At 37.6% G+C, this 16939-nt stretch carries 17 protein-coding genes; 8 read left to right on the plus strand and 9 right to left on the minus strand.

Features of this window, described 5'->3' with window-relative positions; all coding sequences use genetic code 11:
- The first annotated feature begins 396 nt into the window (after nucleotides 1-396).
- From RRU92_RS08535 to RRU92_RS08550, 4 genes are all read left to right on the plus strand, one after another.
- Complete coding sequence (locus RRU92_RS08535) at nucleotides 397-2649, plus strand: ATP-dependent Clp protease ATP-binding subunit (protein ID WP_315639371.1); 2253 nt, start codon at nucleotides 397-399, stop codon at nucleotides 2647-2649.
- 88 nt (nucleotides 2650-2737) lie between these two features.
- A complete protein-coding gene (locus RRU92_RS08540; protein WP_315639373.1) occupies nucleotides 2738-3187 on the plus strand; it encodes an NUDIX hydrolase in 450 nt (149 codons plus the stop codon).
- 63 nt (nucleotides 3188-3250) lie between these two features.
- Nucleotides 3251-3550 (plus strand): DUF1827 family protein, encoded by a 300-nt coding sequence (locus tag RRU92_RS08545; protein ID WP_060955508.1) that lies wholly within the window; start codon nucleotides 3251-3253, stop codon nucleotides 3548-3550.
- 226 nt (nucleotides 3551-3776) lie between these two features.
- On the plus strand, nucleotides 3777-4409 hold the full coding sequence (locus RRU92_RS08550) for a GNAT family N-acetyltransferase (RefSeq protein ID WP_315639374.1): 633 nt from the start codon (nucleotides 3777-3779) through the stop codon (nucleotides 4407-4409).
- Nucleotides 4410-4442: 33 nt separating this feature from the next.
- Here RRU92_RS08550 and metK read toward each other — a convergent pair whose 3' ends face one another.
- Both metK and RRU92_RS08560 read right to left on the minus strand, forming a co-directional pair.
- The gene (gene metK / locus RRU92_RS08555; protein ID WP_000003967.1) at nucleotides 4443-5633 is read right to left on the minus strand and encodes a methionine adenosyltransferase; all 1191 of its coding nucleotides are present in this window, start codon (nucleotides 5631-5633) and stop codon (nucleotides 4443-4445) included.
- A gap of 238 nt (nucleotides 5634-5871) precedes the next feature.
- The gene (locus RRU92_RS08560; protein WP_281334624.1) at nucleotides 5872-6570 is read right to left on the minus strand and encodes a GntR family transcriptional regulator; all 699 of its coding nucleotides are present in this window, start codon (nucleotides 6568-6570) and stop codon (nucleotides 5872-5874) included.
- A gap of 140 nt (nucleotides 6571-6710) precedes the next feature.
- On the opposite strand from RRU92_RS08560, the gene guaA reads away from it, so the two are divergent.
- Nucleotides 6711-8273 carry a glutamine-hydrolyzing GMP synthase gene (guaA, locus tag RRU92_RS08565; protein ID WP_000182005.1) on the plus strand — a complete coding sequence of 521 codons (1563 nt, stop codon included), beginning with the start codon at nucleotides 6711-6713 and terminating at the stop codon, nucleotides 8271-8273.
- An 82-nt stretch (nucleotides 8274-8355) separates the two neighbouring features.
- Here the strand turns inward: guaA and RRU92_RS08570 are convergent, their stop codons facing one another.
- From RRU92_RS08570 to RRU92_RS08600, 7 genes are all read right to left on the minus strand, one after another.
- Complete coding sequence (locus RRU92_RS08570; RefSeq protein ID WP_315639376.1) at nucleotides 8356-8532, minus strand: hypothetical protein; 177 nt, start codon at nucleotides 8530-8532, stop codon at nucleotides 8356-8358.
- 93 nt (nucleotides 8533-8625) lie between these two features.
- The gene (locus RRU92_RS08575; protein ID WP_315639377.1) at nucleotides 8626-9816 is read right to left on the minus strand and encodes a tyrosine-type recombinase/integrase; all 1191 of its coding nucleotides are present in this window, start codon (nucleotides 9814-9816) and stop codon (nucleotides 8626-8628) included.
- Nucleotides 9809-10027 (minus strand): DUF3173 family protein, encoded by a 219-nt coding sequence (locus RRU92_RS08580; protein ID WP_049536509.1) that lies wholly within the window; start codon nucleotides 10025-10027, stop codon nucleotides 9809-9811. Before RRU92_RS08580 ends, RRU92_RS08575 begins: the two co-directional genes overlap by 8 nt.
- Nucleotides 10015-10251 carry a hypothetical protein gene (locus RRU92_RS08585; RefSeq protein ID WP_061453547.1) on the minus strand — a complete coding sequence of 79 codons (237 nt, stop codon included), beginning with the start codon at nucleotides 10249-10251 and terminating at the stop codon, nucleotides 10015-10017. Before RRU92_RS08585 ends, RRU92_RS08580 begins: the two co-directional genes overlap by 13 nt.
- Nucleotides 10244-11572, minus strand: a complete 1329-nt coding sequence (locus RRU92_RS08590) for a Rep family protein (RefSeq protein WP_315639379.1) — start codon at nucleotides 11570-11572, stop codon at nucleotides 10244-10246. The genes RRU92_RS08585 and RRU92_RS08590 overlap by 8 nt, the downstream gene beginning before the upstream one ends.
- A 516-nt stretch (nucleotides 11573-12088) precedes the next feature.
- Entirely contained in the window at nucleotides 12089-12502 is a 414-nt protein-coding gene (locus RRU92_RS08595) for a hypothetical protein (RefSeq protein ID WP_125415165.1), read from the minus strand.
- A gap of 17 nt (nucleotides 12503-12519) precedes the next feature.
- Nucleotides 12520-12987 (minus strand): hypothetical protein, encoded by a 468-nt coding sequence (locus RRU92_RS08600; RefSeq protein WP_061453543.1) that lies wholly within the window; start codon nucleotides 12985-12987, stop codon nucleotides 12520-12522.
- A gap of 242 nt (nucleotides 12988-13229) precedes the next feature.
- On the opposite strand from RRU92_RS08600, the gene RRU92_RS08605 reads away from it, so the two are divergent.
- The 3 genes from RRU92_RS08605 (at nucleotide 13230) to RRU92_RS08615 (ending at nucleotide 16914) form a co-directional block, all read left to right on the plus strand.
- Nucleotides 13230-13769 carry a helix-turn-helix domain-containing protein gene (locus tag RRU92_RS08605; protein ID WP_049536210.1) on the plus strand — a complete coding sequence of 180 codons (540 nt, stop codon included), beginning with the start codon at nucleotides 13230-13232 and terminating at the stop codon, nucleotides 13767-13769.
- 327 nt (nucleotides 13770-14096) lie between these two features.
- Nucleotides 14097-14870 carry an ABC transporter ATP-binding protein gene (locus RRU92_RS08610; RefSeq protein ID WP_004251193.1) on the plus strand — a complete coding sequence of 258 codons (774 nt, stop codon included), beginning with the start codon at nucleotides 14097-14099 and terminating at the stop codon, nucleotides 14868-14870.
- Entirely contained in the window at nucleotides 14860-16914 is a 2055-nt protein-coding gene (locus RRU92_RS08615) for an FtsX-like permease family protein (protein ID WP_248034582.1), read from the plus strand. The genes RRU92_RS08610 and RRU92_RS08615 overlap by 11 nt, the downstream gene beginning before the upstream one ends.
- The last annotated feature ends 25 nt before the right edge of the window (nucleotides 16915-16939 follow it).

The raw sequence follows: 16939 nt of genomic DNA on the forward strand, positions 1-16939 counted from the left end.
TAATAGATATACAGAGGTTGGGACAAAAGATCCCGACCTCACTTTTTATTAGCAATCAAACTTTGACGCGGTAGCTGATTGGACTTTTCGTTCGTCTTTTAGACTCCCAAAACTCCTAATCATCTTCGCGAGGCTGGGACTACGAAATCGAGACTTTGTCTATCGATTTCTGTCCCACCGCCTTTCACCAACGAGAATCCTTTTTGTATGACAAATAGGATTTTTTTCTTGCTATCAAAATATTCTCCAGATTAGCGCTCTACTATTTACAGTGCTAGTATCCAATCTTTTTACTTGAATTGCCCAATAATCATGATATAATTAAATTATATACTTGTTTGACTATTTTTGACCTTTTAGATTTAGTCAAGACTAAGAAAGAAATGAGGTGGCGGTATGCTCTGTCAAAACTGTAAAATCAATGACTCAACGATTCATCTTTATACCAATCTCAATGGACAACAAAAGCAAATCGACCTTTGTCAAAATTGCTACAAAATTATCAAAACAGATCCTAACAATAGCTTATTCAAGGGCATTACAGATTTAAACAACCGTGATTTTGATCCATTTGGAGACTTCTTTAACGATCTCAACAACTTTAGACCTTCTTCTAATAACAACAATATCCCCCCAACCCAGTCAGGGGGTGGATACGGTGGAAATGGTGGCTATGGTTCCCAAAATCGTGGTCCTGCCCAAACCCCACCACCAATCCAGGAAAAAGGACTCTTGGATGAATATGGTATCAATGTCACTGAGATTGCCCGTCGTGGAAATATTGACCCTGTAATTGGCCGTGACGAAGAGATTATCCGTGTCATTGAAATCCTCAACCGCAGAACAAAAAACAACCCTGTCCTCATCGGTGAGCCTGGTGTTGGTAAGACAGCCGTTGTAGAAGGTTTAGCTCAGAAAATTGTTGACGGTGATGTTCCACATAAGCTTCAAGGGAAAGAAGTGATCCGCTTAGATGTCGTTAGCCTTGTTCAAGGAACAGGTATCCGAGGTCAGTTTGAAGAGCGCATGCAAAAACTCATGGAAGAAATTCGTGATCGCGAGGATGTTATCCTCTTTATCGACGAAATTCATGAGATTGTCGGTGCTGGTTCAGCAGGAGAAGGGAATATGGATGCAGGAAATATCCTAAAACCAGCTCTTGCTCGTGGCGAACTCCAGTTAGTAGGTGCTACTACTCTCAATGAATACCGTATCATTGAAAAAGACGCTGCCCTTGAGCGCCGTATGCAGCCTGTTAAGGTAGATGAACCAACTGTTGAAGAAACCATTATTATTCTTAAGGGGATTCAAAAGAAATACGAAGATTATCACCACGTTCATTATACTGATGGGGCTATCGAAGCGGCCGCTACTCTTTCTAATCGCTACATCCAAGACCGTTTCTTGCCAGACAAGGCTATTGACCTTCTAGATGAAGCTGGTTCAAAAATGAACTTAACCTTGAATTTTGTAGATCCTAAGGTCATCGACCAACGCTTAATCGAGGCAGAAAATCTCAAGGCACAAGCAACCCGCGATGAAGATTTTGAAAAAGCAGCCTACTTCCGTGACCAGATTGCCAAATATAAGGAAATGCAAAAGACCAAGGTAACAGATCAGGATACTCCAATCATCAGTGAAAAGACAATCGAACACATCATCGAGCAAAAGACTAATATTCCAGTTGGTGATTTGAAAGAAAAAGAACAGTCTCAACTTATCAATCTAGCAGATGACCTCAAGTCTCATGTTATTGGCCAAGACGATGCAGTAGATAAGATTGCTAAGGCTATCCGTCGTAACCGTGTTGGTTTAGGTACTCCAAACCGTCCAATTGGTAGCTTCCTCTTTGTTGGTCCTACCGGTGTCGGTAAGACAGAACTTTCTAAACAACTGGCCATCGAACTCTTTGGTTCTGCTGATAGCATGATTCGCTTTGATATGAGTGAATACATGGAAAAACACAGCGTTGCTAAACTCGTTGGTGCCCCTCCGGGATACGTAGGTTATGATGAAGCTGGACAATTGACTGAAAAAGTTCGTCGTAACCCCTACTCACTGATCCTCCTAGACGAGGTTGAAAAAGCCCATCCAGATGTTATGCATATGTTCCTCCAAGTCTTGGATGATGGCCGTTTAACGGATGGTCAAGGTCGCACTGTTAGCTTTAAAGATGCCATCATTATCATGACCTCAAATGCAGGTACAGGTAAGGCAGAAGCTAGTGTTGGATTTGGTGCTGCTAGAGAAGGCCGTACTAACTCTGTCCTTGGGGAATTAGGCAACTTCTTTAGTCCAGAATTTATGAACCGTTTTGATGGCATTATCGAATTCAAGGCTCTCAGCAAGGAAAATCTCCTTCAAATCGTTGACCTCATGTTAGATGATGTCAATAAACGACTCTCCAGTAATAACATCCATTTAGATGTGACAGATAAGGTTAAGGAGAAACTCGTAGACCTTGGCTACGATCCAAAAATGGGAGCTCGCCCGCTTCGTCGTACAATCCAAGATTATATCGAAGATGCGATTACGGACTACTACCTTGAAAATCCAAGCGAGAAAAACCTCAAAGCCGTCATGACTAGCAATGGTAAAATCATGATTAAATCAAAAAATAAATTGGAAACAGTTGACTCAAATGACTAATTCCACATACTAAAAGAATGTTCTTACTTGACAGTAAGAGCATTCTTTACTATTATAGTAAGAAAGCGCACACATAAAGGAGAAATTTATGACAAATCCAACCTTTGGAGAAAAAAAAGAGGGTGTAACCTACAAAACTAGATATGGTGTTTATGCAGTCATTCCTAACTCAGCACATGAAAAGATTATCCTCGTTCAAGCTCCAAATGGTGCATGGTTCTTGCCTGGTGGCGAGATTGAAGCAGGTGAAAATCATTTTGAAGCTTTAAAACGAGAACTGATTGAAGAATTAGGTTTTACAGCTGAGATTGGTACTTATTATGGACAAGCAGATGAGTATTTCTATTCCAGCCATCGCGATACCTACTACTACAATCCAGCCTATCTCTACGAAGCTACTTCTTATCAAGAAATCCAAAAACCTTTGGAGGACTTCAATCACCTAGCTTGGTTCCCAATTGATGAAGCTATTTCAAACTTAAAACGTGGCAGTCATAAATGGGCAATTGAAGCTTGGAAAAAACAGCATCAAGTTTAAATTAACTTTTCCAATTTTCCCAAAAAGTGCTATAATAGACATAGAAACACAGGAGGAAAGCCTATGAAGCTCATCAACACTACTAATTCTCACTCAAACCTTGTTAAAAGCCAACTGGAGAGTACCGACGCTACACTCGTAGAAGTCTACTCTGCAGGCAACACTGATGTTATCTTTACTCAGGCACCGCTTCATTATGAAATCCTCATTTCCAATAAACATCGTGCTATCCGCGAACAAGAAATGGAAAAAATCCAAGAATTTTTCTTGAATCGCAAGATTGACAAGCAAAATATCGATGAAGCTAATATCAAGACCCTCTACTCTGAAAAATTGATTGAAATCTCAATCCCTACAAAATAAAACTTAACAATATTTGGACTACACTCTAAAAATTCTAACTTTTTAGAGTGTTCTTTGTTTGTCTAATCCGATATTCTAGAATCAGATTCAGTATTACAGAAAGAGTTTTCTAACAATCCTTCAACTTACTAAATTGGGTACTATTTTTGTAAAAACTCGGTACTTAATCATCAAAATAATTAATTCTACTATTATAATTTACTAACATTCAAAAAGGAGCTCATCAATGGGGAAAATAGTATACAGAAAGGCAAGGCTAGACAAATACCAAAAAATTGGAAAAATAGTAGCCGACAGCTTCTTTGACTATCCATTTTTAACTCTAATCATAGATGATCTCAAGAAACCTGAAAACTATCCTGCTTTTTTAGAACTATTGGAAAGTCTCCTGACTCGCCTCTATATCAAAGAAGAGACCTGTTTAGTAGCTGAACAAGACGGAGAAATCCTGGCTGTCGCCTTATTACAACAAAATGATTTTTCTATCCTATCTTACTTGCTAAATGGTGTCATAAAACTATTTCGCTACATTAGCCCTCGAATTTTTTTGAAGTATCTTGATTTAGTAGACCGTTCCGAAGAACATTTGAAAAAATCAAATAGCTTTGACTGGTATTTGATGCTCCTTGCGGTCAATCCATCTGTTAAAGGACAAGGAGTGGGCAGTGCTTTTCTTAGAGACGCAGTTGAGCCTTATGTCAAATCCAAGGGTTGCAAGCGCTTAGGGCTCATTACCAGTACAGAAAAAAATGTTCCATTCTATAAAAAGAATGATTATGTATTGCTAGATTTTATGGAGTTAGAGTACGGGACTAAGTCCATTGGTAACTGGGCTTTTTTAAAGACTATCAATAAATAACAAAAAAGGAGTTTAAATCAACTCCTTTTTACTTTATTTAACTGCTTCTTTCAAGGCATCAACCTTATCCAAGCGTTCCCATGGAAGATCGATATCTGTACGTCCCATGTGTCCATAAGCCGCTGTTTGACGGTAGATTGGACGTTTGAGATCAAGCATTTGGATGATTCCTGCTGGACGAAGGTCAAAGATTTGACGTGCTGCTTTTTCAAGCTTGCTTTCAGCTACTGTTCCAGTACCAAAAGTATCGATACGAACAGATACAGGTTGAGCTACACCAATGGCATAAGCCAATTGAACTTCTGCCTTCTTAGCAAGTCCTGCTGCAACGATGTTTTTTGCAATGTAGCGAGCTGCATAAGAAGCTGAACGGTCAACCTTAGTGGCATCTTTACCAGAGAAGGCACCACCACCATGACGTGAGTATCCACCATAAGTATCCACGATGATCTTACGACCTGTCAAACCTGAGTCTCCTTGAGGTCCTCCGATAACGAAACGACCTGTTGGATTGATAAAGAATTTAGTCTCATCATCAAGATAAGAAGCTGGAATGACTTCTTTGATAACCTTGTTAATCACATCTTCATGAATTTGTTCATTGCTCACTTCTGGATCGTGTTGAGTTGAAATAACGACTGTATCCACGCGCACTGGCTGGTCATTTTCATCATATTCAACAGTAACTTGAGATTTAGCATCTGGACGAAGATAGCTAATTTCACCAGACTTACGAAGCTCTGCTAAACGACGAACCAACTTGTGACTGAGTGAGATTGGAAGCGGCATAAGTTCTTCAGTTTCATTAACCGCAAAACCAAACATGAGACCTTGGTCTCCAGCTCCAATCAAATCAAGTGGATCTTGATCAGCATTTCCACGAACTTCCAAGGCTTCATTAACACCTTGGGCGATATCAGGAGATTGTTCTACCAATGATGGGTGAACTCCTACGGTCTCAGCAGAAAATCCATACTCTGTATTAGTATAGCCAATCTCTGCAATCGTATCACGTACCACACGGTTAATATCTACATAGGCATTGGTCGAAATTTCACCAAAAACATGAACTGAACCAGTATAAACAGCTGTTTCAGCAGCAACGTGGGCTTCTGGATCCTGCTCTAAAATAGCATCCAAGATAGCATCTGAAATTTGGTCTGCAATCTTATCTGGATGCCCCTCAGATACAGATTCAGACGTGAATAATTTACGTTCTGACATAAAAATGTCCCCCCTTAAAAAATATTCGTTATAGAGTTACAAAGTACTGGTAGAGAATCGATAAACGACCTTCACTACCACCTTATCGGGACCATATAACCTAACTATTATAACACGAATCTTTGAAAAATACTCGTATGATTACTTTTTTTCTCAGAAGGAAAATATTTTCTAATCCAAACCAAATAAAAAAACTCTTAAAGTAGATCTGATTTTACTCCAAGAGTATTGTTAAAAACTAATTATTTTCTAGATAAAACTCAAAACGTTCTCCAACGTATTGGCTCTTTACATACTCGAAAGCTGTACCGTCATCAAAGTAAGAAACCTGAGTCAGTCCTAAAATAGCATGACCTTTTTCTACTTCCAGATAATGAGCAATTTTTTCCTTGGCTAAGCGAGCATATATAGTCTGGTGAGACTTACCAATCCGATAACCATGTTTCTGCAAGGTTTGAAAGAAGTGCTTGGTTACTTCTTCTTTCTTAAAATTTTTGATAAATTTCTCAGGAATCGACGCCACTTCATAGACAACAGGGACTTTGTCAGCATAGCGAACACGTTCCATCCGAATAATATTTTCAGTGGCCTTGATCCCTAATTTTTCAACTTCTTGCTCATTAGGAATAGTCCGACGATAGGAAATCAGATGACTCGATGGTGTTTTCCCCTGCGCCTTCACGATTTCCGTAAAACTGGTCGTCCCACGCATTTTTTCCTGAACACGAGTACTAGAAACAAAAGTCCCGCTCCCCACACGACGCTCCAAAACTCCTTCCTCGACCAAAAGGGAGATGGCTTGACGCAGGGTCATACGGCTAACCTCAAATTCCTCAGCTAAGTCTCGCTCGCTTGGGAGTCTCTCTCCAATTTTCCAATTTCCCTCATCAATACCTTTTTTGATTTGGTCGTGAATTTTCATATAAGCTGGTAACATGCTTGCTCACTTCTTTTCTTTATTTTTTCCATTGTACCCTATCTCATGGGGAAAAGTCAAACTGCACTTGTTTGGTTGGTAATTCTGGGGCATTTATGATAGAATATTCAAGAAGATATTTCTTTTAAGAAAGGGAAAAGATGACCAACATTTCAACTGATTTGCAAGATGTCGAAAAGATCATCGTACTGGACTATGGTAGCCAGTATAACCAACTTATCTCACGTCGTATCCGTGAGATTGGTGTCTTTTCAGAACTAAAAAGTCACAAGATCTCGGCTGACGAAGTCCGCGCTATCAATCCTATCGGGATTGTACTTTCAGGTGGTCCAAACTCTGTTTACGAAGAAGGATCATTTGATATTGATCCAGAGATTTTTGAACTTGGAATTCCAATTTTAGGAATCTGCTACGGTATGCAGCTATTGACTCACAAGCTTGGTGGTAAGGTTGTTCCTGCAGGTGATGCTGGTAACCGCGAGTATGGACAATCCACTCTTACTCACACTGAGTCTGCTCTTTTTGCAGGTACTCCAGATGAGCAACTTGTCTTGATGAGCCACGGGGATGCTGTAACAGAAATTCCTGCGGATTTCGTTCGTACTGGTACATCAGCTGACTGTCCTTATGCATCAATCGAAAATCCAGACAAGAAAATCTATGGTATCCAATTCCACCCAGAGGTTCGTCATTCAGTTCACGGTTATGATATCCTCCGTAACTTCGCTCTCAATATCTGTGGTGCCAAAGGTGACTGGACTATGGATAACTTCATCGAGATGCAAATCAAACAAATCCGTGAAAAAGTTGGAGACAAACGTGTTCTCCTCGGACTTTCTGGTGGTGTTGACTCTTCTGTTGTTGGGGTTCTTCTCCAAAAAGCCATCGGAGATCAATTGATCTGTATCTTTGTAGACCACGGTCTTCTTCGTAAAGGAGAAGCTGACCAAGTTATGGATATGCTTGGTGGTAAATTTGGTTTGAATATTGTCAAAGCAGATGCTGCAAAACGTTTCTTGGATAAACTTGCTGGTGTGTCTGATCCTGAACAGAAACGTAAGATTATCGGTAACGAGTTTGTCTATGTCTTTGATGATGAAGCAAGCAAGCTAACAGACGTGAAATTCCTTGCTCAAGGTACACTTTATACAGACGTTATCGAGTCAGGTACGGATACTGCTCAAACTATTAAATCTCACCACAACGTTGGTGGACTTCCAGAAGACATGCAGTTTGAACTCATCGAACCACTCAACACTCTTTACAAGGATGAGGTTCGTGCCCTTGGTACTGAACTTGGTATGCCAGACCACATCGTGTGGCGCCAACCATTCCCAGGTCCAGGTCTTGCTATCCGTGTCATGGGTGAAATCACTGAAGAAAAACTTGAAACTGTTCGTGAATCAGACGCAATCCTTCGTGAAGAAATCGCTAAAGCTGGTCTTGACCGTGATATCTGGCAATACTTCACTGTTAACACTGGCGTTCGTTCCGTAGGTGTTATGGGTGACGGTCGTACTTATGACTATACCATCGCTATCCGTGCCATCACTTCTATCGACGGAATGACAGCTGACTTCGCTAAGATTCCTTGGGAAGTTCTCCAAAAAATCTCAGTCCGTATCGTAAACGAAGTTGACCACGTTAACCGCATCGTCTACGATATTACAAGTAAACCACCTGCAACTGTTGAGTGGGAATAGAGTTAATGAGCTAAAAAAGCCCTAGAAATCAATATTTCTAAGGCTTTTTATTTTGCTTTAACAACAATTTAACAACAAAAAACTATTTTTCAGTATTTAAACCTAATATCTTTTTAACCCTTTTGGTACTTTCTATATACATACCTTTCTTAGAGTCGCTAACAATTCTAGCATAATCTTCATTATCTTCACGCAATTCATAAACACGGTAAAAATCATTATTATATTCAAACTCACCAATAATATTTTCTTTTTTCATTATACTGCTCCCTTGTATATGAATTATAACTAATAATACGGTAAACTTCAATAGTTTACCGTAGGAATCTAAAGTTTAATCGGACAGACTTCGCTAGTCAGACAAAACTTTAGATTGAAAATTTTTAGTATGCTGATTGCCATTAAATTTACTTTTTCTGATATTATTATCACTCACCACTACTTTCCCAGTCATTCTAGTAGCTACTTCTTTCATAGCATTTGGTCTTAAATGAGAGTACGTTCCAAGTGTTGTCTTAATATCAGCATGTCCTAGACGATTTTGCATTTCTAAATCATTCATTCCTAGAGAGAGCATAAAGCTGGCATGAGAGTGCCTTAAATCGTGAATCCTTATTGATTTTATTTTTGCGTAATCACTATGAGATTTTAGAACACGTTTAAGAGTTGATTTTACCAACGGACTATCTCCTATGGAAAATACAAATTTACATTCTCCTATCTGAGATTGTGCTTTCTTCCAATATTTCAAATGTTCTAATGTATCATCATCAAGATACAAAAGTCTTACACCTGATATAGATTTTGTATCAGTAAGATACCACTCTTTTTGGCTTTTATAATACATTGAACAGTCTATTAAAACTGTACCTTTTTCAAAATCTATTTTCGACCATTCAACTGCTTGTAATTCACTTGTTCTAACTCCAGTCATAAAGAAAAACCAAAATGTAGTAAAGTACAATAATTCATAGATATTAGATTTATCAAATGTACTAATGAATAGCTGAAATTCTTCCACCGTCCAAAAATCAACTTTAGGGCGGTCTTTTTTTACGTTTCCTACCGTCTTAGCAACATTATTTGACAACATACCCAATTTAACTGCTAAATCAAAAACTTGTTGTAATATTTGATGAACAGAACGAATATAATTATTAGACAATCCCTCTATAAACATTGCATTTTGCCACTGCTTTACATGAGGTGCTTGAATATCTGATAACTTCATATTTTCAAAATATGACAGTCTTTTAAATTTAGATTGTGTCATATCAAAAGTACGTTTTCTTACTTGACTTTTATAATCTGGTATAAAATAGTCATCAAGAAACTTTTTAAAAGTCATTGTGCTATTAACGGTTATAGAACCTTTACCAAAGTCAGCAAGCATACGTAAGCGCCACTCTTGAGCTTCCTTTTGCGTTTTAAAGCCATTTTTAAACTTTTGTATTCTTTTACCAGTCTGAACATCAAAACCTAGAGAAACAGTTGCTCTATACGTTCCATTCCCCATAGGATAGATACTAGATATTTTAGGCATCTTCTTTTACTTCCAAATCTACTAGACTAGCTTCATCTATTTTCACACCCAAAATTTCTTCTACCGTTTCAAGTGGTACACGTCCTAAACCTTTACTTTCATACCAAGTTAAACCTTGACTAGCTAATTTTGCTTTAGCCTGTTTTACTAACATCATAGCTTGCCAACTTGAAAATCCTAATTTCATTAAATCTTTTTTTACAACAAACATACTATTTTCCCTTTCTTTATGTTATAATTATCTTGGTTTTTTATTTTGATGTGTGATTGATTTTCACGCATCTTTTTTTTACATCTAGCCCATAAATTTCTATCATTCATGAAAATATAAATATTATCTATTTCTTGCCTTACTGGTATACACTTCCCAAAGCGTACTATACGGAAGTCAGTATTTAACCTTTCATCAAAGAACATCACAATTTTTTTAGCCATTTGTCACGTCCTTTGCTTTTTTAGGTAATATTCTAGGATAGATACAATCTTCAAGCAATTTACGAATAAAATCGTCCTTATCTTGCGAACAAAACAAATCTTCATAGTCAAAGTTCAAAACGACGCTAGAACCATCAGGACGTTGGAAATGCCCATTTTCTCTATTCTCTCGAACTTCTGAAACACTATAAAACCTTTCTTCCATTCCATGCTTTCTAGCGATTTCAGAAGAATAATTGACCCGTCTTAAATACTGGTTTATATCTTCTTCCTGAATTTGTCCGAAAAATTGTTTTGGAGACATATAAGCCGACATAATAACCAACCTAGGAACTACTAGCTTATTTCGATAGCGTGCCGACATTCTAGCCGAGTTGATTGGATCGAATAACTTCAACCAATCCGCAGGAGCTAGGCTATCCTCTCGCAAGTCATCTAAAATAAGGATTTCCTCTCCTGAATAATTGTCAAATGGATTTTTTGAGCTTGCAGAATATGAGCCACCTCTTAAACCTGCATTTTCAAGCGCTCCTTGCACCTCTAAAGCAATATCTCTAGCAAGTGTAGACTTACCAATCCCAGGCTTCCCTTGGATATATAGGACAGTCAAATCATACTCCCCATTTTGCAAGGCTTCCAAGCGTAGAACACTTTCACGTTCTCCGAAAATATCAAAGCCCTCAAGGAATTTCTGACGATTGTTTGCCATCAGATAATACAAATTATCGTCTTTCATAATATCAAAATATGTAAGTTCTCCCTTGTAAACTTTAGACAATACCAAATCTAAACTTTCATCAGATTTCTCACGCTTTTTCGTGGCTGCATACTTCTCAAAATCTTCTTTATTCTGATTGATAAAGGTTTCATAATCAAGCGTATCAAATGTTTCCACATCACTAGCAGGATACTGATATTTATCTTTATCCTTGGCATGGATAAGATAAGCTAAAGCGTTGATACGTGTTAGGTGTCTTCCTCCTCTTGATTTTGGAGTTTCTACACGTTCTTTTTCTACTCCAAGAGCCAAGGCAACTTTTGACAAATCCATTCTTCTTGGGAAATCAATATATCCATGAATATGAGGTTCAACCAATTTTGTCCCATAAGAAATATCTTTATCATGGACGATAAAAGCGACTTCCACAAATTCCTCTTCTTCAACTAATTCACGGATACAGTCAAAGATTAATCTGAAAATCTTTGTCTTATTATCTTCCCAATTCTCAAGTAATTTCTTATCTGATACAGCCCAATCCCAAAAGTCTGGTTTCAGTTGTTGCTCAAATAAGAAACGTCTATTTTGTATTCTTTTCGTCATTCTTTCTCCTTTTCAATTCATGAAAGACTTTTGCATATTATTTCTATGTTTTTTTTTATTCTATTGTTTTGAGTATATGCTTCATTTTTTCGAGCATATACTCAAGCATATACTCAAGCATAAACTCAAGAAAAAACCCTTAATTTTTGGCATTTTTGCTTTTCCTAACGCTACGCTGACACCTTCGGTAATGTCCTCGGAAAGCTTGCCAATCAAGGGATTACCCTTGGTTTGCACCATTCTATCGTCAAGTCCTAGAATGGCGCCCGCGCATAGGTTTTGAGTATATGAGTATATTCTCCCTCAAAAAACTCTTGTGACTAAAATTTCTGTATATTTAGGTAGCTTGGTTGCATTGCCCTGTCGGAACAAGTCAGCCAACTAGATGCCCGCTGATACCCGCAACCGCTCAGGGCGAACCGCCCTTTTTGCGGTTGCTATCAGCTACTAGTTAGCTCACTTGTAAACCGACAGGAGCAAGGCGGCCAGCTCCCATCATATACAGAAATGTTAGACCTACATAGCAAGTTTTAGCCCAGAGGCTACTAGTTTGACGGCTTTATATCCTGCATTTCTACCCTCAACCCAGTCCGCTTTGACCTGCACATCTAGCAACTCAACGAATAGAGAGCCACCAAACTCAATGGTTTCTTCAATTTCCTCGAAACTGCCATGAACTTCAATCTTGATGGACTTAACGTCCTCTTGGTCAATTAACCCATCATTTACGGCTTTAGCGGTTCGCTCATCAATTCCCTCCAAAATATAATGGCTTAAAATGTCCGTCTGTTTACCGTCTTTGAACTTCTTACTTGGTCGAGCTTTGGAAAAATCTACTTGAATTTTCTTAGGAATATCAAATTGAGAGCTTTCAAGAGCTACTTCTTTAAGTGAAAGCGGTGATGTTAGTTTAATTTTTTTGTTTGCCATTTTTTATATTTCCTTTTCTATTTTTTCAATTTTGAGAAGAACCCTTTTGCCTGTTTTTCTTCCAAGGCTTCAAGTCGTTCTTCTAGCTTTTTTAATGTTTTTAAATCCATTTCTAATGAAATCAGTTTAAAATTCACATCTTTATTCTTTATTTTCTGATTTTCTTGAAATTTTTTTAACTCAGCCACGTCTTGTTTAAGTGCCCTTTCTTCGGCACTTTTTAGATCGCCCCATACAGCAGTTACAGCTTCAGTCATATTTTTTGTTTCATCAATTCGCTTAGAAAGTTTGATAAACTTTTCAAATTCTTCTTCAGTAAATTGATAATGGTCTTTTACGTGCTTATGTGTGACCTTTATTTTGACTTTCTTAAACTCGTAACCTGATAAGCGTTCAATACTTATCCGCCATTTTTTAACAGCACTATAGGACTTGCCAGTGGCTTCCATGATGTCTTCATACTCGTAATAATCTTTATAGGCCATCTCCTTTCCTCTTTTCCGTATATATGATATAATTTAGATAGATTTATTTTATTGAGTCTTTGAGGATTTTTCTTCAAAGACTTTTTTATACAATCATAGACAGTTACCCCCAATTCTTGCCAAACATAGTATAGTTTGATATAATTAGTCTTAATAGGACTAATTATATTTTAGTCCAAATAAGACTAATTGTCAACAAAAAAATAGTCTTATTTGGAATTTTTTTGAAAGTAGGTATTTATATGTTAGATTTTCCAAACAGATTAAAAGAAAAACGAAAAAATAAAGGATATACCCAAGAACAAATGTCTAAACTGTTAGATATTGGGCAGAGTGCCTATGCCAAGTGGGAAAACGGTCGGACTGAACCCACTCTCGAAAATATAGTAAAACTATCAAAAATACTAGATACTTCCACTGATGAACTATTGGGAAGACAAGTCAATTTTGGAGACAGGATTATATTTGATATATCTAAATATGACTTAAGCAATTTGAAGAACTTTAGTGAACAAGAGATTTATGATTTAAAAGCTACAATAGTTCTTGAATTGTTAGATGAGTCCACAAATACACTAGCAGTCAAAAATAGACTAACTATCAAAAACAAACTTGACAAAGATGAAGAAAGCATTTTAGATGCTTTACTTACTGAATCTAAAACATTTGCAGATGAGATAATAGCATTTGATAAATTCAGAAAATCACAAAAAAGTTTTAAATGGCCTTGGCAAAAAAATAACAACAATTTAACAACAAAAGACTCAAATAATATCAAATAGTACTCATTGATTGTATTATCAATCACTATTAAATCAACTATCCTAAATAGTCAATATCTGACTTTTAGTGAGTGGGAGTAAAGTTTCCTATAAAATAATAAATAATACTGCTGGAGCATGGACTACAGTGGTATTATTTTTTATAATTTCAATATTAGGAAAATTTATCGACTCTCAACTCCTCTTTTTAAATCCTTGAAACCATGCTATAATATAGTAAGTATAGCTCCAATAACCTAATGATAAAGATTTCTTACATCATCCGTAAGTGTTATTCTACTCTGATTCATATTATAATGAAAGTAACAAAAGATGGAGGTGTTTAACATGGAAACAATTTTACGAGTAGAATCATTAAAAAAGCATTATGGAAAAGAGCCGAATATCACCAAAGCCTTGAACGGTATATCTTTTCAAGTTGTCAAAGGTGAGTTCTTAGGGATTATGGGAAGCAGTGGTTCTGGGAAAACAACCCTTCTTAACTGTCTCGCTACTATCATCAAACCAACTGACGGCTCCATTCAAATGCAAGAAAAAGATTTAGGTCAGTTAAAAGGTAGTCAGTTAGCTGATTATCGTGGTAAGGAAATTGGTTACCTATTTCAAAATTTTGAGCTTTTGGACAATCTGACAGCCAAAGAAAATATTTTACTCCCCTTGTCTTTGCACAAGGTCGATGCCAACGAAAGCAAGGTTCGGTTAGAATTGCTTTCCCAATATCTAGATATTTCTGAACTTCTGGATAAGTTCCCATCTCAATTATCAGGTGGTCAACGGCAAAGGGTAGCTGCTGCGCGTGCCTTGATTTTAGACCCTAAGATTGTATTTGCAGATGAGCCCACAGGAGCTTTGGATTCAAAAAATGCGACCATTTTGATGCAAAAATTATCCGAAATGAATCAAGTGGAAGAAACCACCATTCTCATGGTGACCCACGATTCAGTCGCTGCCAGCTTTTGCAACCGCATCTTGTTTATCCAAGACGGAAAACTATTCCATGAAATTCGACGCGATTATCCAAGAGAAAGTCAAGAAGATTTTTACCACAGAATACTAAAGGTCATGTCTGCACTGGCTGGAGGTGATGGCAATGTTTTCTAAATTAGTCTCAAGAAATAGCAAGAGGGATCGAAAGAATAATGGCTTGTATTTCAGTTCCATGGTTCTTTCTATTATCTCCTTTTACATCATCCTTTCTTTGTCCCATCAAGATGTGATGATCTTTCTCAAACAAATAGAGAGTGACGCTGTAAATAAACTCTTTAGCATGATTCCCATTCTTTATGTAGCAACCCTCTTTATTCTCTTTTTTCTAGTCTACTTCGCAAGCAGTATGCAGATGGAAAGGAGAAAACATGAATTTGGTGTCTATCTAACGCTAGGGATGCGAAGAAGCAAACTGTTCTTGCTGCTCCTGCTTGAGGATTTGAGAAACAGTATTCTTGCTCTTGGAATAGGACTTCCAATTTCAATCTTGATTTCAGAACTGATTAGCCTAATAACCGCTAAAATTGTTGGGCTAGGGATTATTGAACATCAATTTTCTCTATCTACTACAGCTCTATTCTATACAATCATCGGTTTCCTAGCCGTAAAATTAGCTGTCTTTATTCTTTTAAGTGCAAAAACAGCCAATAAGGAAATCGGAGATCTGCTATCCTATTCTCCTTCTGGCATGAAGAAACTACTCCCCAAGGGTGTGTACCTTCTTGCTTCTGTCCTCGGAATTTTGCTTCTAGGAACAGCCTATTACTTGGGGATGAGTGGACGAGCTTGGGAAAATGTCATAACAATGGGCATCACTGTTCTCTTGGGAACTCTAGGAACTATACTACTCTTCTTTGGTATGCGTTTGTTTATAGACTTTTTGGTCAAGCTTGGAAGCAATCGAAAACTCCACACCTATAATTTTAGACAGATTCAAGAATTAGTTATCCAGCGCTCAACTATACTGGCTATCTGCTCCCTCTTAATCTTCTCTGCCTTGTGCCTCTTTGGAGCAGGTGTTGCCATTGCAAGTGGCAATTCAGGCAATCAAACCCACGTTTTGGATTATACATTTAGAGATAGCAAACAGGAAACAGATGAAAATCTTGATATGAATACAGTAAAAAAAGAGCTTGAAGCTGCTGGACTGGCATCACAGTTTTCAAAGATTCTACAAATCAAAGTGGGCAAACCGAAAGAACACGAGTCCGTGTCCTTTGAACAGTTCATCAAGGTATTGAAAGAGCAAAAAGAAAGTAAAAACAAGGAAGTCTTAGTCCATAATTTCCAGAAGTATATAAGTTGCCACCTTTTGCCACTCTCTGAATACAATGAGCTTAGAAAGGCTGCCAGTCTCCCTCCTCTAGAATTAACAAACAAGGAAGCCTACTTGTATATGGGAAAAGATTTTCTCCCGGATGATAATCTAGTTAACTCTGTTCTGAAAACAAATCCTCAAATCAAAGTCATGGGAAATGATGTAAAATTGATTGGAGAGGTTCAGTCTTTACCGATTGTAACGGATCGTGAAATAACCATTTCTATAGCCCTCATAGTCCCAGATGAAACCTTTATGAGCTATACAGATGGTCGGTATTCAAATTATGTTAGTGGTATCTTGGCTCCTGAGTTGGTCAAGGAAAAAGGCCTGATGAAAGCTATCTCAGATACCAATAAAAAACTGAATCAAAGCCCTCTTGGCTATGAAAGTTATATACAAAATATGGGAAGACAATTATTTTACATTATCTCTGCCAGCTATATCACCATCTATCTGGCTATCATCTTCCTTGTTGTCGCAAATACAATTATCGGCGTTCAGTTTTTGATGGGACAAAGACAATCCTACAGACGATACCAGACCTTAATCCATCTCGGAGCAAACTACGAAACTCTTTGTAAATCTTCAGAAAAGCAAATCAATTGGTATTTTGGTCTACCAATAGCTCTTGCACTTATCAGTAGTAGCTTCGGAGTGAGCTCCCTCCTCACAGGAATAGTACCAGCCAGTTCAAGAATGGCCATGGGGCAGAAATTTATCACAGCCATGCTGATAATACTGCTGTTAGCTGGATTTGAAGTCATCTATATAAGAATTGTAAAGAAAAATAGCAACAAGTACTTGTTGTCATTAATGGAACCCAAAAGAGATGAATAAGGTAGAATAAAATAGGAAAAGGAGG

Source organism: Streptococcus sp. DTU_2020_1001019_1_SI_AUS_MUR_006 (assembly GCF_032340315.1).
Lineage (GTDB): Bacteria > Bacillota > Bacilli > Lactobacillales > Streptococcaceae > Streptococcus.